Consider the following 21,389-nt stretch of genomic DNA (forward strand, 5'->3'; position numbering starts at 1 on the left):
CCATGGCAATGCCTCAATCCAAGCGTCAATCGAACACCTGACTATGACAGCAACCGCAGACCCAGGTTCCTGGGCATCAACGATAAACGGGGGCCTCGGGCCCCCGCTTCATTGCATGGGTATGGATGGATCAGAGCTATCAGCCGCTGACAAATGCGGGGCCAAAGCCCATATTCCACAGGATGGCCGAGCCGGCACGGGTGGACACCAGGATGATCAGCGCAACGGTTAGCAGCGACACTCCATAAAGCTCCGCCTGCTCTTTCTCAATGCCCATAACGATGGGCAATCCATCGTACATCAGGCGAGCGCCGTATACGGCCGCCCCCAGGAAGACAAGCGCGTTGAACCAGGGGTTGGGATACAGCAGGGCAAAGCCGGCGAGGAACAGCGGCGTGCAGGAATAGGCCGCCAGGGCGACCCCATTGGCCGGCACATGTTCTTCCCGGGCACCGTAGGTTTTCGCCATCCAGTTGATAGCGTACCCCAGGGCAAAAACGCCGATAAGCATCGCCACGTACGTCAGGAGGCTCAACTGCACCGCGCTGATTTCCGTCAGCTTGATCAAACGATCACTACCGACGGCCCAGCCGAAATGAGCTGTGGAGATGTAGGCGCAAACAGGCGCTATGGCTGCCAATATGAGGACATAGGCAACATAGAGCCGGGTGGGATTTTCGTGTTCCTTACGAATCGTGACCCACTCTTTATCCGGGTGGGTGAAAAGACCGAACGCATGCGACAGGAGCATTGTTATTACCCCCTCTTGTTGCTGTTGTTGGTATGTATAGATACGGCACCCGTCAAATTCGGATTCATAACCGCTTCTGATATTGACTATAGTCAATGACAGAAAATGTAAAAGCATTCATCCAATTTTATTCACGCAACCGGGAGTCACGACCATGAAGCGACTGACCCAACTCTCTTCCGCCACCGCCTTGCTGCTGGCCAGCGCTGCGCCACAAGCCGGCGCGGAGCTGCAGACCAAAGCCATCGAATACACCGTCAATGATCAATCCTTCACCGGCTATATGGCCTGGGATGACGAATACGAGGAGGCTCGCCCCGGGATACTGGTCGTCCACGAATGGTGGGGGCATAACGAATTCGCCCGCGAACAGGCCGAGAAGCTGGCAGCCTCTGGCTACACCGCGTTCGCCCTGGACATGTATGGGACCGGCAAACAAGCCGATCACCCAGAAACTGCCCAGAAGTTTGCCCAGGAAGCGACAAGCGATCTGGAAAAGGTCAAAGCCCGCTTTACCGGCGCCATGGAAGTGCTCAAGAACCACGAGAGTGTGGACCCATCCCGCATTGCAGCCCAGGGGTACTGCTTTGGCGGCTCGGTGGTGCTGAACATGGCCCGGATGGGAGTAGACCTGGATGGCGTCGTCAGCTTCCACGGCTCACTGGCCAGTCCGATACAGGCGGAGCCAGGTGAGGTAAGGGCCCGGGTTCAGGTATATACCGGCGGTGCCGACAAGATGGTTCCCGCCGAGCAGGTGGCGGACCTGGTGCGGGAGATGCTCAATGCCGATGTGGATCTGACCCTGGTCTCCTTCCCTGGTGTGCGCCATTCATTCACCAACCCCGGCGCCGATCGCCTGGCCGACGAATTCAATCTGCCCATCGGGTACGATGAAGAAGCCGCCCGCCGATCCTGGGAGGGCACCATGCGTTTCTACGAAGAAATATTCGGCCAATAAGTCCGGGATACCGGACGATCAGGCACAAAAAAAGGCAGCCGAAGCTGCCTTTTTGGCGGTTATTGCCTAATCCATCAGGGATTAGAGAGCAACAACGTTCTCCGCCTGAGGACCTTTCTGGCCCTGGGTAACGGTGAACTCAACCTGCTGGCCTTCTGCCAGGGTTTTGAAACCGCTGCCCTGAATAGCGCTGTAGTGAACAAAAACGTCCGGGCCGCCTTCACGAGTAATAAAGCCAAAGCCTTTTGCTTCGTTGAAGAACTTAACAGTACCGGTAGTAGTAGACATACTTAAACTTCCTGAAATCAATCATTTTATCTGCCGCCATCCGCCCTTGTGACGTTGGTCGGCGTTTTACGGAAAAACAGAAATCGCGGGATCAAAAACAGGACGGCACTACTAACTACGGAGGTACGTCTTATTCATGAACTGCTTTACTAATCTTTCCTACGAGATCCACTCTACTCAAGAACCTGAGACTTGCCAAGAATAATTTCAATAAATTTCATAGGTATTGATACCAAGCGGAAAACGCCCTACCTCAGTGCGCTCCGGGCACCACTCCGGCGCTTTACCCGCGCAGCAAGGTGAAGGAGTAAAAGCCGACGAACGTCATCAGGATGGAGCCGATCACGTGGGCCAGAATACCCACCAGGGCCATCCCCCACTTACCTTCCTGCAAGGCGGCAAACATCTCCAGGGAAAAGGTGGAGAAGGTGGTGAGTGCGCCGCACAGGCCGGTGATGGCAAACAGCCGCCACTCCGGCGCCAGGACACTGCTATGGGTGAAGAACCCCATCAGCAGGCCGATCAGCCAGCCGCCGCTCAGGTTCGCCAGCAGGGTGCCCCAAGGCACGGCGTGATAGCTGGTGTTCAGCCAGAGCCCCAGGCCCCAACGCAGGTTGGCGCCGATCACGGCGCCAACACTTACAGCAACAAACGACAGCCACATGTCAGTGGCACCAGTCAGGCCGGGTTGTGGTCAACACGAGCCTCCTTGTTGCGGGCAAAGGCATCAAACGGGAAATCGTCCACAGTCAGCATTTCCAGCACTGTTTCTTCATACTGACGCATGAAATCGGTTTCTTCCTTGCTGAAAATATCTGCCTTGAGGGCCGCTTCAAACCGCTCCTCCGGATGCAGGGCGGTCATCGGCAGCTCGCCCTTGACATAGGCCTTGTTGACCTTGCGATAAAGCTCCTCGGCTTTGTCATAGTCACGCAGCAGTCCGTTATACCGGGCCACTGGATTGACCACCGTACCCTCACCGTCACTGGTCCAGACGCCTGCAAGCAGCTTGTGCCGCACCGGGGTATCGGTGGAGATCGCCCGGGCCAGCTCACGCGCCTTATCGTCCTGGGGCTGCCCCCAGTGGCGCCCCAGCGGCAGGGTGATGGCACGCAGGGCCATGGCCACCTTGCGGTTGGGCAGGTTTTTCAGGAATTCATCCAGCGCCTGTTCGGTGCGGTGCAACAGCAGAGCCAGACTGTACTGCATCAATTCCTTCTCCCCGGCCACCGGCTGGGTCTCGTACCAGTTCTTAAGCACCATGGAGGCGAGGTACAGATTCGACAGCATGTCACCCAGGCGTGCCGAGATCAGCTCGCGCATTTTCAACTCGCTGCCCAGGGTGGTCATGGCGGCATCGGAACACAGGCCGAACGCGGCACTGAAACGGGCCACCGCCTGGGCGTACTTGCGTGAGGCGCTGTCAAACGGCACGTCAGCCCGACCCAGACCCAGCGCCTGGGTAAAGGCCCGAGACGCATTGCCGAACACCAGGCCAGCGTGGCCGAAGAACGCCTCGTCAAAGGCGCGCACATCGTCGTTGTCCTTCGCCGCCAGCTCCTTCAGCACGTAAGGGTGGCAACGAATGGCACCCTGGCCGAAGATCATCAGGCTGCGGGTCATGATGTTGGCGCCTTCCACGGTGATCGAGACCGCCGAACCGCTGAAACCAATGCCCAGGTAGTTGCGAGGCCCCAGGGTCACGGTTTTGCCGCCGTGCACGTCCATGGCGTCGGTCAGGATGCCGCGCTGGAACTCGGTCAAGTGGTACTTCAGGATCGCCGAGGGCACGGCCGGCTTCTCGCCGTTATCAATCATGTTGGCGGTATGGTTGACCGCCGACTGGGCAATGTAGGTCTTGGCGGCAATGCGAGCCAATGGCTCTTGCACGCCCTCCATGTCCGCCACCGGGGTATTGAATTGCCGGCGAATCCGGGTGAAACCACCCGCGGTGCCCGTGGCGTAAGCGGCCACACCAGCCGCCCCGGACGGCAGTGTGATGCAGCGTCCCACCGACAGGCATTCCACCAGCATGCGCCAGCCCTGCCCGGCCATGTCCTTGCCACCGATGATGTAGTCCAGCGGGATGAACACGTCCTTGCCCTTGATCGGGCCATTGAGGAACGGCGAGCCGATCGGACAATGGCGACGGCCGATTTCCATGCCTTCGGTGTCACGGGGAATCAGTGCGCAGGTAATACCGTAATCCTCGGTGTCACCCAGCAGGCCGTCCGGGTCAAACATGCGGAACGCCAGGCCCACCACGGTGGCCACCGGCGCGAGGGTGATCCAGCGCTTCTCGAAATTCAGGCGCAGACCGAGCACTTCCTCACCGTCTACTTCCTGCTTGCAGACAATGCCAGTGTCCGGCAGGGAGGTGGCGTCGGAACCCGCGCGCGGCCCGGTCAGGCCAAAGCAGGGGATTTCACGGCCATCGGCCAGGCGTGGCAAATAGTGGTTCTTCTGCTCTTCGGTGCCGTACTTGACCAGCAGCTCGCCCGGGCCCAGGGAGTTGGGCACGCCCACGGTGACCATCAGCATCTCGTTGGAGGCCAGCTTCTGCAGGACCGCCGTCTGGGCCTTGGCGGAAAATTCCAGGCCGCCATACTCCTTGGGAATGATCATGCCGAAGAATTTTTCTTTCTTCAGGAAATCCCAGAGTTCCTGCGGTAAATCGGCCCGCTCCACGGCGATGTCCCAGGCGTTGCACATGGAAATCGCCTGGGTGCACTGGTTATCAACAAAGGCCCGCTCTTCGTCACTCAGGCCGTTATGACGGTTGATCAGCAGGTTGTGCCAATCCGGGCGACCGGTGAAGAGTTCGCCGTCCCAGCCAACCGTGCCGGCTTCCAGAGCCACCTTCTCGGTGTCGGAGACTTTCGGGGCCACTTTCTTGAACGTGGCAAACACCTTCGGGGTCAGCCAGCTACGGCGGAATTGTGGCAAACCGGCCACTGCAGTAAGCGCCGCCCCGATAAACAGCAACAGGGCCAGCCAGCCGGACGCCAGGAACAGGGCCAGCACTCCGACCCCCGCCATTACGCCAATGGCCGATTTGGCACCAGCTTCCCGCCGCAACACATACAGCAGGCCCACCAGGGCTACGAGAAACAGGATCAACGTCATTGCGAACTCTCTCTGTCGTCTTCCATGAATGGAAAGCCCGGGCACAATGCCAGGGCCTTTTGACTATAGCTCGATACGGGGAAATTACCCTAACAGATGCCCCCTGACCAGTGACCCTGATCGCCTTGCCTCCCTTACGAGGTAACAATCACCCGGATGCCTTCCAACGCCAGGCTGGCGTGGCTGATCGCCTCGCGGGCCGCGTCCTGCTGCTGGCGCAGGAAGTCGATTTCCTCCTGACGAATGGCGGGGTTCACCCGGCGCAGGGCCTCCAGCCGATGGATTTCCGGCACAAACGCCTGGTCCAGGCGGTCCAGGGCCTGCTGCTGAAGGGGTTTAAGGTGAGGTCCAGCCAGCCCTTCCACGTGATCCACCATGGTCTCCACTTCGGCCCGGATGCGCGGCACGATGGCCTGGGCGGTGCGCCGGCGGATGTTAGAGCACAGCTCATTGAGCTTGTCGTGGGGTAGTGCCGCCGAGAGATCACGGCCGTTCACATCCACCACCAGACGCAATGGAGAGACCGGCAGGTAACGGGTCAGTTGCAGGTTTTCCGGCGCCGGGCAATGCACGGCAAACACCGCTTCCAGCAACAGCGAACCGGCCGGCAGGGCCTTGACCGACAGGTTCGACAACGCCGCCTTGCCCAGACCCGAGCTGGTAACCGAGTCCATCACGCCGGTCACCATCGGGTGCTCCCAGCTCATGAAGGCCATGTCTTCACGATGCAGCGCCTGCTCCCGGTCCCAGGTGACGGTGAGGCCGTCGTCCGGCAGACCGGTGACCATGCCGGCCTGATACTGCTCGCCAGGCTTGAGCACGTCGGCGTGCTCGCTGTGGTCCTCCACATCCACGCCCAGGATGTCGAAAGCCTGCATGAGGTAATCCCGGACCTGGGCGGAACTTTCCTCCTGCTCGATGCTTTCGATCAGCGCTTCGGCCACATCCCGACGGCAGGAGTTCATTTCAATCAGGGCATCGCGACCATTGTGCAGCAGGGCCTTGAGCCGGTCGGTTTCCTCGGCGCTGCGGGCAATCAAAGGTTCCAGGGATTCGCTGTCACCAGCCAGCGCCTGCTGCCACAGGTCCTCCACGTGTTCCTTGACCGACACCCCAACCGAGCAGCTTTCTGCAAATGCATTCAGACCTTCCTGGAACCAGCGGTACTGGACTTCCTGGCTGGTACCCTGGAGGTAAGGAATGTGAATACGGATGGCTTCGGTCTGGCCAATGCGGTCCAGGCGACCAATGCGCTGCTCCAGCAGGTCCGGATTGGCCGGCAGGTCAAACAGCACCAGGTGGTGGGCGAACTGGAAGTTGCGGCCTTCACTGCCGATTTCCGAGCAGATCAGTGCCTGGGCGCCCTGCTCCGTGTCAGCGAAGTACGCAGCGGCCCGGTCCCGCTCAATCAGGCTCAGGTGCTCGTGGAAGGCCGCACTGCGGATACCGGCCCGCAACTGCAGGTAATGCTCAAGGGCCATGGCCGTGGAGGCGTTGGCACAGATAACCACTACCTTGGCCGGGCGCAGGCCCGCCAGCTTTTTCTCCAGCCAGGCGACCCGGGGGTCTTCGGCCAGCCATTGTTCTTCGTCTGGCACCGAGACTTCCGGCGACAGGCCGGCCACGTCATAACGCGTGTCGTCATACAGTGGCGGGCAGGCCAACGGCTCCGGCAGCGGCTGGCGCTCCGGGAATCCCTGGATCGCCGCCCGGGTGTTACGGAATAGCACGCGGCCGGTGCCATGGCGGTCCAGCAGCGCGTCGATGACCGCCTGGTGGTTGTCATCGCGGGCCAACAATTCGTCCAGGTCATCCCCCACCCACTCGGCCAGCGTCGCCTTGTCGGCGGCCGAGATCGAATCCGGGTTATCCCGCAGGCGGTGCACCACCTGGTTCACCGCTTCGTAATCCTGTTCTTCCTCCCGGAAGGCCTCCAGATCGTGGAAGCGGGCCGGGTCCAGCAGACGCAAGCGGGCAAAATGGCTGGCCACGCCCATCTGCTCCGGGGTGGCGGTCAGCAACAACAGGCCCTGGCTGGCTTCGGACAAACTTTCAACCACCTGGTATTCCGGGCTGGCCTGCTCCGGTGACCACTCCAGATGGTGAGCCTCATCCACCACCATCATATCCCAGCCGGCTGCCTGGGCGTCTTTCTGGGCTTTTTCGCTATTCACCAGGAAATCCAGACTGCACAGCACCAGCTGTTCACTTTCAAACGGGTTGACCGAGTCATCGTCCCCGAAAATGTGGTTCACCAGCGCATCCACATCATCCTCTTCTTCCTTGAGGGCGTCGTAGCGGCTCTGGTCAATAATGGAGAAGTGCAGGTTGAACCGGCGCAGCATTTCCACCAGCCACTGGTGCACCAGCGAATCCGGCACCACAATCAAAGCCCGGTGGGCGCGACCGGTCTGCAACTGATCGTGCAGGATCAGGCCCGCCTCGATGGTCTTGCCCAGCCCCACTTCGTCGGCCAGCAGTACGCGCGGCGCATGGCGCCGAGCGACCTCGTTGGCGATATAGATCTGGTGCGGCAGGTGCTGGGTACGGGCACCAATCAGCCCCTGGGCCGGCGAAGCCCGCAAGCGATCAAGATGCTGGAGGGTAGCCACCCGCAACCGGAACGCTCCGTTACGCTCGAACTGACCGGCGAATAACCGTTGGTGCGGGGCTGAGAAATTCACCGAACCAGCCAGTTTTACCTCGGAAATCGGGTGGATGTTCTCGCCATCGTCGGCGTGGTACATGAGCACGCCATCCAGATCTTCCACCGCCCGCACGATGTATTTAGCGCCATCAAACGTCTCTATTTCCTCGCCCAACTGGAAAATAATGCGCGACAGGGGCGCATTGTCGATGGCGTACGTGCGTTCTTCATCGGCGGCGGGGAACCCCAGGGTAACGCGACGCCCGGAAACGTCGGTGACAATACCCAGTCCAAGTACGCTGTCGTTGTGGCTGACCCAACGCTGCCCGATGACAAATTCCGATGTTTCCAAGAAGCCTCCGCTTACAGATTACTGATGATTTGAATCGCTTTCCCGAACCCAGTAGGCCGTGGCGCCACAGACCGCCGCCGGCACCACCACCAGGTTCAACACCGGCACCATGGCGGCCAGCGCCACCGGAACACCAAAACCGAGGGCTGACAACCGGGTATCCCCGAGCAACCGACGCAGGGCCGGGAAACTGACTTTGTGATTGTCGGCCGGATAATCCACGTATTGCAGTGACATCATCCAGCTGTTGAACAGAAACCACAGCACCGCCGCCACCAGGTTGACCACCGGGATCAGACCGATAATCAACAGGACAATGGCTCGCGGCAGGTAATAGATAATTTTCTGGACTTCCCGCCAAAGCGCCCGGGGAATGTCCTTGATAATCGCAGCCCAGTTGTCATCGGTGCTGACTTCCTGGCCCGTCAGGTGCTTTTCTGTCAGTTCCGCCAGGTAGCCATAGAAAGGCGCGCCAATCAGCGTCGCGACAATGACAAAACCGTAGGCCATGATTAACAGGATGACCACGCCATAGAGCAGCCAGAACAGCCAATCCAGGGCCTGTAGCCAGCCCCAGTCCGGCAGCCAGCCCATCACCATGGCAATCAGCGTCTCAAACCCCAACGCCATGAAATAGAACATCGCGGCGAACAGGACGACGTTGATGACAAGGGGGATGATAACGAGCAGGCGAAGACGAGGTTGGCGAATCAGGCGGAACCCTTCTGCCAGGTAGCCCAGCCCCCGAAAAAAGTTTCCTTTACGCATTGCCTGCATTCCTCCGCTCTCACCATCTCGAAAGGGCGCAAAGCATACCACGCCAGGCGCCCAGCCACAGCCTGGGTCCGTTGTGTGTTACCCGAAACCCGGGGAACCTCCGCCCCCCCCCTTTTTGGCCAGCGGTTTAAGACATTCGCCATAAATCGTGTAAGACATCGCTTACATAGCTGTCAGATATTGCTGTCAGTTTGTGTGCGAGGCAACGCTCAAACTTTACGTTCATTAACGCAGCTTCATGTTTTAGAAAGGGAAACGCCATTTGAAGCGGTAGCAAAAGGCAAATGTTTTAGACCTCCGTCACCTTTCTGCAACGCTGACATTGCTATAGTTGATTCCACAGGGATGATACGGAAAGGACGACACCAGGACGTTCTCCAGACGGAAAAGGAGAGAAGCACGGATGCAAGGACGCCTCGCTTGAGGGACGCATTGGAGCGCCGGTCCGGAAGGCTGGCGCCAGGGGGCGGCTGAAGGACTCGGCAACATGGCAGTTGCCCAGCGCATGGACGCGCCAACCTGTTCCGAAATCTGATCTGCCCGGGACGGCGGCTCAGTACTCTGAAAGGGCAGCCTTGTGCTGCCCTTCATTGTTCCCCCCCTACTCACGGCATACCCCCAAGGGTGCTGCAACCTAGCCAGTTCGTTATACTGCCGGCTCATTCAGTGCAACAGCGATCCAAGAACATGGCCAGCAGACCGGACACCGACGATTACCTGAACCTGTTTCTGAACGATGTGCCCCTGATGGACGTTCGGGCTCCCGTTGAGTTCGGCAAAGGCAGCTTTCCGTCCGCCGAAAACGCCCCCCTGATGAATGACGAGGAACGGCACCGGGTTGGTATCTGCTACAAGGAAAAGGGACAGGACAAGGCCATCGAACTGGGCCACCAATTGGTCTGTGGCGATGTAAAAGCCCAGCGAATCGAGGCCTGGAAGCGATTCACCACCCGCCATCCAAAAGGCTACCTGTTTTGCTTCCGGGGCGGACTACGCTCTCGACTGACCCAGGAATGGATCCGGGACGCCGGCATTGATTACCCCCTGGTCAAAGGCGGTTACAAGGCCCTGCGCCGGTTCCTGATCGACACTTTTGAAGACATCGTCGAGACCGCCGGTTTCCGCATTCTCAGCGGCCGCACCGGCACCGGCAAGACCCGGGTGCTGCACCAACTTCCCAACCCGGTCGATCTGGAAGGTATAGCCAACCACCGGGGCTCGAGTTTTGGCCGCCAGGTCACGCCCCAGCCCGCACAAATCGACTTCGAAAACCGCCTGGCCGTGGCCATGCTCAAGGCCCACCACAAGGTGGGTGGCCCCATGTACCTGGAAGACGAAAGCCGCCTCATTGGCCGCTGCTCACTACCCGAATCCCTGCGCACGAAAATGGCCCAGGCACCGCTACTGGTTCTTGAGCGCCCCCTGCCCGAACGGGTAGACATCATTCGCGCGGATTATGTGGAGGGCATGTTGGCCGATTACGTGGCCCGTGACGGAGAGGAAGCCGGTTGGCTGAATTTCCGGGACTACCTGCTCAGCGCCATCGATCGCATCCGCAAGCGCCTGGGTGGCGAACGTCACCAGAAACTCCGCGCCTTGATGGAACAGGCACTGGACCAGCAAGGGGCCAGCGGTTCGACAGCGGACCACGACGCCTGGATCGAATCCCTGCTGCGTGACTACTATGACCCCATGTACGATTACCAACTTAGCCAGAAAGAGGGCCGCATTCTGGTGAGAGGTGGCCCTGACACCATCACCGACTACGCAAAAAACCAGCATCCCCGGTGATACAGTGCCACCGCACGCTCGTACCACGGGGCTGCGAGAATCTGCTATACATTCTTGATACTTCCAAAACAGATACGAACAAGGAGTTCCGCTATGGGTGACTTATTTGGTGCCGACGGTCAGGCATCGCAACTTATGGATCAGGCCATTGCCCTGATTATGGCTTACGCCCCCAAGGTTGTGCTGGCCATCATCACCCTGATTGTTGGCCTGTGGCTGATCAATCGCTTTGTTAACGTACTGGACAACAAGCTGGGCAAGAAAGACCCCACCCTGAACAAGTTCCTGTGTGGCCTGATTGGCGCCATCCTGAAAATCCTGCTGCTGATCTCCGTGGCCTCCATGGTGGGCATCGCCACCACCTCGTTCATCGCTGTTATCGGTGCAGCCGGTCTGGCGGTAGGCCTGGCCCTGCAAGGTAGCCTGGGCAACTTCGCCGGTGGCGTGCTGATCCTGATTTTCAAACCCTTCAAGGTGGGCGACACCATCGAAGCCCAGGGCTTCCTGGGTGCGGTACGTGAAATCAGCATCCTGTACACCATCGTGGATACCTTCGATAACCGCCGCGTGGTGATTCCCAACGGCAACCTGTCCAACGCCACGCTCACCAACGTGAGCTTTTACGACACCCGCCGTTGCGACATGACCTTCGGCATCAGCTACGGCGATGACATCGACAAGGCCAAGGCCGTGATCAAAAGCTGCCTGGACGAAGACGACCGCGTACTGCCAGAGCCGGCGCCGCGTATCTCGGTAGGCTCGTTGGGGGACAACTCGGTGAACATAATCGTGCGGCCCTGGACCAAGACCGACGATCTGTGGCCGGTGTACTGGGACATGCACGAGAAGATCAAGAAAGCCTTCGACACCGAGGGACTGACCATTCCGTTCCCGCAGCGCGATGTGCACCTGTACAAGGAAGAATGATCGCAAGTTCCCGGGGGATTGACCCCGGTCGCTTGTCTGCCCCGCCGCTTTGCGTAAACTGAGGGAGCCTCAGAGGGCAATCAGACAGGAACCGGTGGTTATGGCCCAGGAATTTGACATTATTATCACGGGCGGCGGCATGGTTGGCGCCGCCCTGGCAACCGGCCTGGGTCGTCAGGGATACAAGATCGCCCTGATCGACCTGGCCGAACCCGATCCCTTCGATTCACAGTCCGTTCCCGACATCCGGGTGTCCGCCCTGAGCGCGGGCAGTGAAGATTACCTGCAATCCCTGGGCGCCTGGCCGAGCATCCTGGCCATGCGGGCCACTCCCTACCGCCGCCTGGGCGTATGGGACGCCGCTAACCACCCCATCACCGACAAGCTGCCCGGCAGCCTCACCGAAGTCGAGTTCAATGCCGACGAACTGGGTGCATCCCACCTGGGGCATATCGTTGAAAACTCCATTACCCGACTGTCAGTATGGCAGACTGCCAAGGCTGAACCCCTGGTCACCCTGTTCACTGGTCAGGGAATCACCCAGCTGGAGCAGGATGACAGTACCGCAACCGTCACCCTGGAAGATGGCAGCAGCCTGCGTGGCAAACTGGTGATTGGTGCCGACGGCGCACAGTCGCAACTAAGAGCGCTGGCGGGCATCGGCGTCGTCCGGGACCAGTACCAGCAGCAGGCCATGGTGTTTTCCGTGCGCTATCGGGGCACCCCCGAAGACATCACCTGGCAGGGTTTCTACCCCAGCGGCCCCCGCGCGTTTCTGCCTCTGCACAGTGCGGATGAGAATTATCCTGGAGAAAGCTGGGCATCGCTGGTGTGGTACGACAGCCCGGCTCGCCACGAAGAGCTTAAAGCACTGAGTGATGCCGAGCTCATGGCCGAAATACAGCACGAGTTTCCCCGGCGGCTGCCGGAACTTACTCATATCGATGGCAAAGCCAGCTTCCCCCTGGCCCGCCAGCATGCCAAACACTATTACGCCAACCGGGTGGTGTTGGCCGGCGATGCCGCCCATACCATCAACCCGCTGGCCGGCCAGGGCGTGAATCTGGGCTTCCAGGACGCACTCTGCCTGCAGACCCTGTTGAATGAAGCGAGGATGAACGGCACCGACCCTGGCAGTCAGGCCTTATTGAAGCAGTATGAGCAACAGCGGCGTCCGGCCAATCGACGCATGATGCTGACCATGGATGTGTTCTACCATCTGTTCAGCAACGAAATCCCGCCGGTTCACCTGATGCGCAACCTCGGTCTTGGCGCTGCCCGCGCCCTGCCCTTTGCCCGCAACCGGGTGGCCCGTTACGCCATGGGGCTGGAAGAGCCGCCGGTGGTCAGCCTGAAACAGATGGCCAGCCACCTGCCGGGCCTTGGCAGCCTGCGCGAGAACCGGCCATAACATTCCGACCACGTTCAGGAGGACTCATGTCCGACACCATTTTTACCAAGATCATCAACCGGGAAATTCCCGCCGACATCGTCTACGAAGACGACACCGCCCTGGCGTTCAAGGACATCAATCCCCAGGCGCCGGTGCATTTGCTGATTATTCCCAAGAAGCCGATCGCCACGATCAACGACATCGAGGAGGATGATCGGGAGCGGGTGGGGCATCTGTTCTGGATTGCCGGCAAACTGGCCACGGACATGGGCTTTGCCGAAGACGGCTACCGGACGGTGATGAACTGCGGTGAACACGCCGGCCAGTCGGTGTTACACATCCACCTGCACCTGTTGGCCGGGCGGTCTTTCGGCTGGCCGCCGTTTACCGATACGCCGAAGCAGGTCTGAGTTTACCCGGCTCCGAGGTTACCAGACGCAACCGAGCCGGTATGCGGTACCGCCTGGACGGACAATCTTTGGCCATGGATGGCCAAAGCTTAGCGCCCATGGAAGGCTTGAGCGTGTCCGGGAAGGCGGTACCGCATACCGGCCACTCCCCGAGGCCTGATTGCGTCTAGACACTCCCGACTAGAACCTAGCCCCCAACAACCCGCTCAGCCTCTTCAATGGAGGTATGGCGAACGTCTTCGCCCTCCACCATGAAGATCACGTTCTCGGCGATGTTGCAGGCGTGGTCACCCACCCGCTCCAGGGCACGCAGCACCCACATGACGGACATGCAACGGGAAATATTGCGAGTATCTTCCATCATGAACGTTAGCAATGTGCGGGCGGCGGCCTGGTATTCCTCGTCCACGCGCTTGTCTTCCTTCATGATCCGCAGCGCCTGCTCGGAATCCAGCCGGGTGAAGGCGTCCAGGGCATCGTGCAGCATGGACTGAACGTGGCCGGCAATGTGCCGTACTTCCACGTAGCCGCGCGGTGCCTGGCCTTCCTCGGACAACTTAATGGCCAGCTTGGCGATTTTCTTGGCCTCATCGCCCACCCGCTCCAGGTCCGCCACCATTTTGATCACGGAGATCACCAGGCGCAGGTCCCGGGCGGTGGGCTGGCGGCGGGCAATAATCAGGGTGGCCTCTTCATCCAGGGCCACTTCCTGCTTGTCCACTTCCTTGTCTTTCAGGCGGACCTGCTCAGCCAGTTCGCCATCGCTGTCAATCAGCGCCTTCACCGCTCGTTCCACCTGGGATTCAACGGCGCCGCCCATTTCCAGGAACTGGGTTTTCAGCTCCATCAGTTCGTCATTGAACTTGTGGGAGATGTGATCTCCGTATACGTCGTCTTTTCTATCTGGCATGTCTTTCTCCAATAACCGGGCCGGGCTTAGCCAAAGCGGCCGGTGATGTAGGATTCGGTCAACTCGTGCTCCGGTGAGGTGAACACCTTGTTGGTGTCGTTCACCTCCACCAGGTGACCCAAGTGGAAATAGGCAGTGCGGTGAGACACACGGGCCGCCTGCTGCATGGAGTGGGTCACGATCACGATGGTGTAGCTCTCGGACAACTCTGCGATCAGTTCCTCCACCTTGGCGGTGGCAATTGGGTCCAGCGCCGAACAGGGTTCGTCCATCAGCACCACTTCCGGGCTCACGGCAATGGCACGGGCAATGCACAAACGCTGCTGCTGGCCGCCGGACATGCCGGTGGCCGTGGCATCCAGACGGTCCTTCACCTCTTCCCACAGGCCGGCCTTGCGCAGGCTGCTCTCAACAATGTCATCCAGGTCCGATTTGCGATTGGCCAGGCCGTGGATGCGCGGGCCGTAGGCCACGTTGTCGTAGATGGACTTCGGGAACGGATTGGGTTTCTGGAACACCATGCCCACCCGGGCCCGAAGCTCGACAACATCGCGCTTGGGGTCATACAGGTCCTGATCGTCCAGCTGCAACGAGCCTTTGACCCGACAGATATCGATGCTGTCGTTCATGCGGTTCAGGCAGCGCAGGAAGGTGGATTTGCCACAGCCTGAAGGGCCGATAAAGGCGATGACTTCGTTGCGGGCAATGTCCAGGCTGATGTTCTTGATGGCGCGGTCCTCGCCATAGAACACTTCCACGTCACGCAGCTTGAATTTGGGATCGTCGGCATAAGGTGCTCCGACGGTGGCGCCCTCTTCGATGACGGTCTCAGCCGGACGGCTTTCGCCCGCTGGCAGTTCTGCTTCATCCGACTTATCCATTTCCTGGGCAACCGCTGTATTAAGCGTACTCATAAAACCTCTCCTTACCACCGGCGCTCAAGTCGTTTACGGAGCCAGATGGCCAATGCATTCATACCAATCAGAAATGCCAGCAGTACCATAATGGCGGCTGACGCACGTTCAATAAAGGCAAGCTCGGGGCTACCGGCCCACAGGAACACCTGTACCGGCAGAACCGTGGCGGAATCAAAGAATCCTTCCGGCACGTCCACAATAAAGGCCACCATGCCAATCAGCAGCAACGGCGCGGTTTCACCCAGCGCCTGCGCCATGCCAATGATGGAGCCGGTCAGCATACCCGGCATGGCCAACGGCAATACATGGTGCAGCACCACCTGCATTTTCGAGGCGCCGATGCCTTCAGCGGCTTCCCGGATGGAAGGCGGCACACTCTTGATCGCCGCCCGGCTGGAGATAATGATGGTGGGCAGGGTCATCAGGGTCAGCACCAGACCGCCCACCACCGGCACCGAGCGCGGCATGCCAAACAAGTTGATGAACACCGCCAGGCCCAGCAGGCCGAAGATAATGGAAGGTACCGCAGCCAGGTTGTTGATGTTCACTTCGATGAAATCGGTCAGCTTATTCTGCGGGGCGAACTCTTCCAGGTAGATCGCGGCCGCCACCCCAATCGGGAAGGACAATGCCAGTGTCACGATCATGGTCAGCAGGGAACCGATGATTGCCCCAAGGATACCCGCCTTGGACGGATCCCGGGAATCGCCGTTCTTGAAAAAGGTGTCGTTAAAGGACGTCTCGACAATGCCTTTTTCAACCAACTGGTCCACCCAGCGTTGCTGCTGCTGAGACAGCTTGATGGAATAGGCATCATCACCGGCGTGCTTCACATAGACATCCACATCGGTGTGCGCCAGGAAGCTCATCGAGCGGGTGGTGTTCAGCCACTCGGGGTTCTCTTTGAGGGCGTCCCGCAGGGTCACTGAAGCGTAGGGGTTGATCAGATCCGCCACGGCATCACGATCACTCTCCGTCGCGGATGGGATTTCCTTCAGCAACGCCTGCACCAGCGGCTCGACAAAATCCGCCATCTTCAGTTGTCGCTCATCGGTGGCATCGTCCAGGTACATCATCTCGCCATCCAGCTCGACTTGAAGGTCCAGGGTGGTCTTCATGAAACCGGTGGCACCCTTGCCGACGATGTCTGCAAACAGCACCACCAACGCCGACAAGGCAATGGCGATGGCTGCAATGCCGTAAGCCCGGAAACGGCGTTCCTTACGGTAACGGCGTTTCAGCGATTTGCGGACTAACTCCGCCTGTGAAAGTTGATCAGTCATACTGTTCCCGATATTTCCGGACAATTTTCAGGGCAATCACGTTCAGCAGCAGGGTGGCCAGGAACAACATGGCACCCAACGCAAAGGCCGCCAGGGTCTTGGCACTGTCAAACTCCTGGTCGCCAGTCAGCAGCGTGACAATCTGCACGGTAACCGTAGTCACGGTTTCCAGCGGGTTGGCGGTGAGATTAGCAGCCAGGCCAGCCGCCATCACCACGATCATGGTCTCGCCAATAGCGCGGGACACCGCCAGCAGAACCCCACCCATGATGCCCGGCAGCGCGGCCGGGAAAATGACCTTCTTCATGGTCTCGGACTGGGTGGCCCCCAGGGCCAGCGAGCCATCCCGAAGCGTCTGGGGCACGGCATTGATAACGTCGTCGGACAGCGATGACACAAACGGAATGATCATGATACCCATCACACCACCGGCGGCCAGCGCACTCTGGGAAGACGCGTCGATGCCCACCGAGGCGGCCAGGTCACTGATGAACGGCGCCACGGTCAGTGCCGCGAAAAAGCCGTAAACCACCGTGGGGATACCCGCCAGCATTTCGAGCATTGGCTTGACGATGCTCCGAACCCGCTTGTTGGCGTACTCGGAAAGGTAAATCGCCGAGAGCAGCCCCACCGGCACCGCCACCAGCATGGCAATGAACGAGATCAACAGGGTGCCGGTAAACAACGGAATCATGCCGAAGGCGCCTTCTGCCGCCACCTGATCGGCACGCAAGGCGGTCTGCGGGCTCCACTGGGATCCAAAAATGAAATCAATGAAGGAAATTTTCTGGAAGAACCGGAAGGTCTCAAACGCCACTGAAAAAATGATGCCAACGGTAGTGAGAATCGCCAGCGCGGCACAGGAAAAGAAAATCCACTTGAGGATGCTTTCCACCTGCGCACGCGCATTCAGTCTCGGCCGAATGCGCAACCAGCCCAGGAAGCCCGCCAACACCGCCACCGCGATCACCAGAGCAGTCATGTACAAGCGACTCTGGCTTCTTAACTCTTGCAACCGCTCAGCCGCCTGGGCAATCGGAGCATCCACAAACCCCGGGGGCAAGGCACCACTGGCCACATTGCTGATCTTGCTCAGCAGCAGGCTCGCGGCACCTTCGGAGTCCGGGATCATATCCACCGGCAGCGACCCGATGACCAGCATCTGGATAACCTTGCCCTGGAATGCGGCCCACAGCGCCAGAACCAGCAAAGCCGGTATTCCACACCACAGGGCCGCCCGGGCACCGTAGTAAAAGGGCAAAGACTTGAGATGACGAATCCCTCCCAGCGGCATCGCCAATGAGCGGGAACGGGCGTAGCCCAGCCCATAGGCGATCACCACCAGGGCGAGGGTCAGTATGAGGAGATTGGCAGGTTGCATGAATTATCCTGTCTGGCACTTCAATTGAGCGGCAAGTTTACGGTGTTCCGACCCGGGTTCAAACCGGCCACTTTTGTCCAACGCGTTTAACCACAAAAGGGTGCGAGCCCTCAGACTCGCACCCTTCACAGTCAGCTTTTCCTTAAGCTGCTGATTTTCTTAGAGCAGTTCGCTCTTCTGCAGGTTCGGCATGTTGGCGGCCTTGTCCTGCAGATCCATCAGGGCTTCACGCGGCGGAACAATCAGGCCGACGCTCTTCAGGTAGCCGTTGCGACCCATGGCAGCCGGACTGACGAATTCTTCAATGTAGCCCTTAATACCCGGGATAACACCGATGTGAGCTTTCTTCACATAGAAGAACAGTGAACGGGCAACCGGATACTCATCAGCAGCAATCGCTTCGACAGTCGGAACCACGCCGTTCAGGGTAGCAGCCTGCAGCCGGTCAGAGTTTTCTTCCAGGAAGCTGTAGCCGAACACACCATACAGGGAGTCGTCGTCGATCAGCTTCTGAACGATCAGGTTATCGTTCTCACCGGCTTCGATGAAGGCGCCGTCTTCACGAACGCTCTGGCACACGGCTTCCATGTCGTCTTCGCTCATGTCGGCAACGGCCGGCAGGTCTTCACAGCCACCCTGCAGGGCCAGTTCGTTGAAGGAGTCACGGGTGCCGGAAGTCGGCGGCGGACCCATTACACGAATGGCAACGTTCGGCAGGCTGGAGTCGATGTCGCTCCACTTCTCGTACGGGTTCTCGATCAGCTCTTTCTCGTTGTCCGGGTTCGGAACTTTCTTGCCCAGGGCCAGGAACAGAGTTTCCAGGGTGATGTCCAAGTTTTGTGCTTCCTGGGAGCTGGCAATCACGATGCCGTCAGAGCCAATACGGAACTCGGTGATGTCTGTCACGCCGTTCTTCTGGCACAGGTCATACTCGGACGTTTTCATGCGACGGGATGCGTTGGTGATGTCCGGGTGCTGGGTACCGATACCCTGGCAGAACAGCTTCATGCCGCCACCGGAGCCTGTGGACTCCAGCTTCGGAGTGCTGTACTCGGTTTTGGTACCGAAACGCTCAGCCACAACAGTCGCGAACGGGTATACCGTGGAGGAACCCACAATGCTGATGGTGTCACGCGCCATAGCCGGGGTGGATACGGCGGCGATGGTGCCGGCCAGGGCTACAGACGTCAGCGCAGTTTTCAGTTTCATCACGTCAAGTCTCCGTTATTTGGTTTAGACGTTGGGTCGGATCTGCTTTACCGATGAGTGCATCCTAGGGGGACTGTGTGACAGCTTTGTTACAACCGAAAACAACCCGTTTTTTTCTTTAAGCGGCTCAGACCACTCTCTGGTAAACGCCCTCCACTCCGTCCTTAGCCATCACCCACTGCCAGAGCTGGATATCCCGTGCCCGGAAGGCCCCGGCGCAGGAGAGCAGGTAATACCGCCACATGCGATAGAACCGCTCGCCCAGTTCTTCCCGGAAACGGGGCCAGGCTTTCTCAAAGTTGGCGTGCCAGGCCATCAGGGTCTTGTCGTAATCTGCTCCGAAATTGTGCAGATCCTCCACCACAAACAGTTCATCGACGGCGTCGCCAATCTGGCCGATGGAAGGCAGCTCGCCGTTCGGGAAAATGTATTTGTCGATAAACGGATCGGGGAAGGAATTGCGCTGGTTCTTGCCGATGGTGTGTAGCAGGAACAGGCCGCCGGGGTTCAAGCAGCGGTAGACCACTTCCATGAACGTGCGGTAGTTCTTCGGTCCCACGTGCTCGAACATGCCGACACTGGCTATGCGGTCAAATTTTTCATCAATCTCCCGGTAATCCATTAGCCGGAAATCAAGGTTCAGGTGCGGATAATGGGTTTTCGCCCACTGGGTCTGCTCTTTGGAAATGGTCAGGCCCACGGCTTCCACGCCATAATGCTCTGCGGCATAGGCCATCAGGCTGCCCCAGCCGCAGCCGATATCCAGCAGGCGCATACCCGGTTCCAGTTGCAGCTTGCGGCAGATCAGGTCCAGCTTCGCCTCTTGGGCGTCTTCCAGATTGTCCGCGTCTTTCCAGTAGCCACAGGTGTAGGTCATGCGGGAATCGAGCATGGCCCCGTAGAATTCGTTGCCCAGATCATAATGGGCTTCTCCCACTTCCCAGGCGCGCCTGGCGGTCTGCCGGTTCAGCAGCTTTGCTCTTACGATGTGGGGAAAAATTTTGGCGGGTTTGATGTAATGCGGCAGGCGGGCGGCTAACAGCTTACAGAAGAACTGGTCCAGCGCCTCAGCCTCCCAGGCCCCGTCCATGTAGGCTTCGCCAAACCCCAGGTTGCCACGGGCCAGGGCGGCCTCGGGCACCCCTTCGGCCAGGAACTGGATATCCCAGGGCCGGGAACCCCCAATCTGGATGTCTGCCTGGGCCAGCAGATCTGCCGCAAACTGGTGGGTCTTCTTGTCGGGGTCAAAAAACTTTGTACTCTCGGCCATCGTCTCGTTCATCATTCGCCATCTCCATTAACAGATGATAGTCGTGATGAGCTCGGCGAGAGGCGGTGCTACACCACCTCAAGTGCACGCAAGGCAGGCCAGTGAATTACCGGAGAATAACCAGCGGTTTTTGGGCGGTTTCCAGCATCCTGGTGGTGGTACTGCCCACCAGGAACCGACGAACGCAGGAGTGACCGTAAGCCCCCATGATCAGCAGATCAATGTCATGCTCATCCTGGTATTCGTGCAGGGCCTTCTCCACATCCGTACCCTGACAAATCGCTTCTGTCACATCCAGATCCTGAGCAGCGAGGACGTCTCGCGCCCGCGCCATCTGCCCACGCTTTTCATCGGTGTCCTGCCCCACCATCACCAGGTGGAACGGCATACCCTGGAAAACCGGCGTGCCCGCCAGGAGCTCGATACTCCGGAACGCCGTTTCACTGCCATCAAAGGCAAGCATAGCACTCCGTGGCTCAGTGTACTCATCCGGCACCAGCAACACCGGACGGTGTACGCTACGGATCACCGTTTCCAGCTGGCTGCCCACGTGTTTCGCACCTTCCCGGTTGCTGCCTTCGCCGTGCAGCCCAAGGACAAACAAACGGGCCTCGGGCTCCAGGGAAACCAGCGAGCCGGCCAGCTCGTCGTGACGCTGGCGCTGATTGACGCGGTCCACGCCATCGGCCCGAACACGCTGCTCGGCTTCATCCAGCATCAGGTGGCCCTGCTTGAGGGCCAGCTTGCTCCGCTGTTGGTCCAGTTCCACCAGCTCATTCAGCAAATGCTCCCGGGCGCCCAGGCCAATGTTGCCACTCACGTCTGTACGGGCCGGGTATTTTTCCTCGTCCAGCACGTGCAGGAGCAGCAGCGGGTCACCCATGCGCTGGCTGGCCCAGGCTGCATAGTCACAGACGCTCAGCGCCGCCTGGGAACCATCGATGCAGGCCACCACCTGCAGGGGGCCGTTTTCTCGGTTGTTATCCGTCATTGATGCAA

At 59.3% G+C, this 21,389-nt stretch carries 18 protein-coding genes; 5 read left to right on the top strand and 13 right to left on the bottom strand.

Annotation, left to right across the window (positions count from 1 at the left end):
• Positions 1-139: 139 nt before the first annotated feature.
• Positions 140-751, bottom strand: coding sequence for a Yip1 family protein (locus tag BY454_RS11750; RefSeq protein WP_104416665.1), 612 nt, complete (start codon positions 749-751; stop codon positions 140-142).
• Between the two features lie 154 nt (positions 752-905).
• Here BY454_RS11750 and BY454_RS11755 point away from each other — a divergent pair, with 154 nt between their 5' ends.
• Positions 906-1,709 carry a dienelactone hydrolase family protein gene (locus BY454_RS11755; RefSeq protein ID WP_104416666.1) on the top strand — a complete coding sequence of 268 codons (804 nt, stop codon included), beginning with the start codon at positions 906-908 and terminating at the stop codon, positions 1,707-1,709.
• An 81-nt stretch (positions 1,710-1,790) separates the two neighbouring features.
• On the opposite strand, the gene BY454_RS11760 is transcribed toward BY454_RS11755, so the two are convergent.
• The 5 genes from BY454_RS11760 to cysZ form a co-directional block, all read right to left on the bottom strand.
• Entirely contained in the window at positions 1,791-1,997 is a 207-nt protein-coding gene (locus tag BY454_RS11760) for a cold-shock protein (RefSeq protein ID WP_008172950.1), read from the bottom strand.
• Positions 1,998-2,280: 283 nt separating this feature from the next.
• Positions 2,281-2,661, bottom strand: a complete 381-nt coding sequence (gene crcB / locus BY454_RS11765; RefSeq protein ID WP_104416667.1) for a fluoride efflux transporter CrcB — start codon at positions 2,659-2,661, stop codon at positions 2,281-2,283.
• Positions 2,662-2,675: 14 nt separating this feature from the next.
• On the bottom strand, positions 2,676-5,123 hold the full coding sequence (locus BY454_RS11770) for an acyl-CoA dehydrogenase (RefSeq protein ID WP_104416668.1): 2,448 nt from the start codon (positions 5,121-5,123) through the stop codon (positions 2,676-2,678).
• A gap of 134 nt (positions 5,124-5,257) precedes the next feature.
• Positions 5,258-8,122: an RNA polymerase-associated protein RapA gene (rapA, locus tag BY454_RS11775; protein WP_104416669.1), complete on the bottom strand. Its 2,865-nt coding sequence runs from the start codon at positions 8,120-8,122 to the stop codon at positions 5,258-5,260.
• Positions 8,123-8,140: 18 nt separating this feature from the next.
• Positions 8,141-8,890 carry a sulfate transporter CysZ gene (cysZ, locus tag BY454_RS11780; RefSeq protein ID WP_104416670.1) on the bottom strand — a complete coding sequence of 250 codons (750 nt, stop codon included), beginning with the start codon at positions 8,888-8,890 and terminating at the stop codon, positions 8,141-8,143.
• Between the two features lie 696 nt (positions 8,891-9,586).
• Here cysZ and mnmH point away from each other — a divergent pair.
• The 4 genes from mnmH to BY454_RS11800 all read left to right on the top strand — a co-directional run bounded on the left by mnmH (position 9,587) and on the right by BY454_RS11800 (position 13,420).
• Positions 9,587-10,690: a tRNA 2-selenouridine(34) synthase MnmH gene (gene mnmH / locus BY454_RS11785; RefSeq protein WP_104416671.1), complete on the top strand. Its 1,104-nt coding sequence runs from the start codon at positions 9,587-9,589 to the stop codon at positions 10,688-10,690.
• A 93-nt stretch (positions 10,691-10,783) separates the two neighbouring features.
• Entirely contained in the window at positions 10,784-11,617 is an 834-nt protein-coding gene (locus tag BY454_RS11790; RefSeq protein ID WP_104416672.1) for a mechanosensitive ion channel family protein, read from the top strand.
• Positions 11,618-11,717: 100 nt separating this feature from the next.
• Positions 11,718-13,028 carry an FAD-dependent monooxygenase gene (locus BY454_RS11795; RefSeq protein WP_104416673.1) on the top strand — a complete coding sequence of 437 codons (1,311 nt, stop codon included), beginning with the start codon at positions 11,718-11,720 and terminating at the stop codon, positions 13,026-13,028.
• Between the two features lie 26 nt (positions 13,029-13,054).
• On the top strand, positions 13,055-13,420 hold the full coding sequence (locus tag BY454_RS11800; protein WP_104416674.1) for a histidine triad nucleotide-binding protein: 366 nt from the start codon (positions 13,055-13,057) through the stop codon (positions 13,418-13,420).
• 187 nt (positions 13,421-13,607) lie between these two features.
• Here BY454_RS11800 and phoU read toward each other — a convergent pair whose 3' ends face one another.
• The 7 genes from phoU to BY454_RS11835 form a co-directional block, all read right to left on the bottom strand.
• Positions 13,608-14,330 (bottom strand): phosphate signaling complex protein PhoU, encoded by a 723-nt coding sequence (phoU, locus tag BY454_RS11805; protein ID WP_104416675.1) that lies wholly within the window; start codon positions 14,328-14,330, stop codon positions 13,608-13,610.
• A gap of 26 nt (positions 14,331-14,356) precedes the next feature.
• Entirely contained in the window at positions 14,357-15,244 is an 888-nt protein-coding gene (pstB, locus tag BY454_RS11810; RefSeq protein WP_104416676.1) for a phosphate ABC transporter ATP-binding protein PstB, read from the bottom strand.
• 11 nt (positions 15,245-15,255) lie between these two features.
• Positions 15,256-16,530: a phosphate ABC transporter permease PstA gene (pstA, locus tag BY454_RS11815; RefSeq protein WP_104416677.1), complete on the bottom strand. Its 1,275-nt coding sequence runs from the start codon at positions 16,528-16,530 to the stop codon at positions 15,256-15,258.
• Complete coding sequence (gene pstC, locus BY454_RS11820) at positions 16,523-17,911, bottom strand: phosphate ABC transporter permease subunit PstC (RefSeq protein WP_104416678.1); 1,389 nt, start codon at positions 17,909-17,911, stop codon at positions 16,523-16,525. Before pstC ends, pstA begins: the two co-directional genes overlap by 8 nt.
• Positions 17,912-18,070: 159 nt before the next feature.
• Positions 18,071-19,123, bottom strand: coding sequence for a substrate-binding domain-containing protein (locus BY454_RS11825; RefSeq protein ID WP_104416679.1), 1,053 nt, complete (start codon positions 19,121-19,123; stop codon positions 18,071-18,073).
• 124 nt (positions 19,124-19,247) lie between these two features.
• On the bottom strand, positions 19,248-20,405 hold the full coding sequence (gene cfa, locus BY454_RS11830) for a cyclopropane fatty acyl phospholipid synthase (protein ID WP_104416680.1): 1,158 nt from the start codon (positions 20,403-20,405) through the stop codon (positions 19,248-19,250).
• A gap of 91 nt (positions 20,406-20,496) precedes the next feature.
• Complete coding sequence (locus tag BY454_RS11835; protein ID WP_258075642.1) at positions 20,497-21,381, bottom strand: universal stress protein; 885 nt, start codon at positions 21,379-21,381, stop codon at positions 20,497-20,499.
• Positions 21,382-21,389 lie beyond the last annotated feature (8 nt).

Source organism: Marinobacter persicus (assembly GCF_002934325.1).
GTDB lineage: Bacteria > Pseudomonadota > Gammaproteobacteria > Pseudomonadales > Oleiphilaceae > Marinobacter > Marinobacter persicus_A.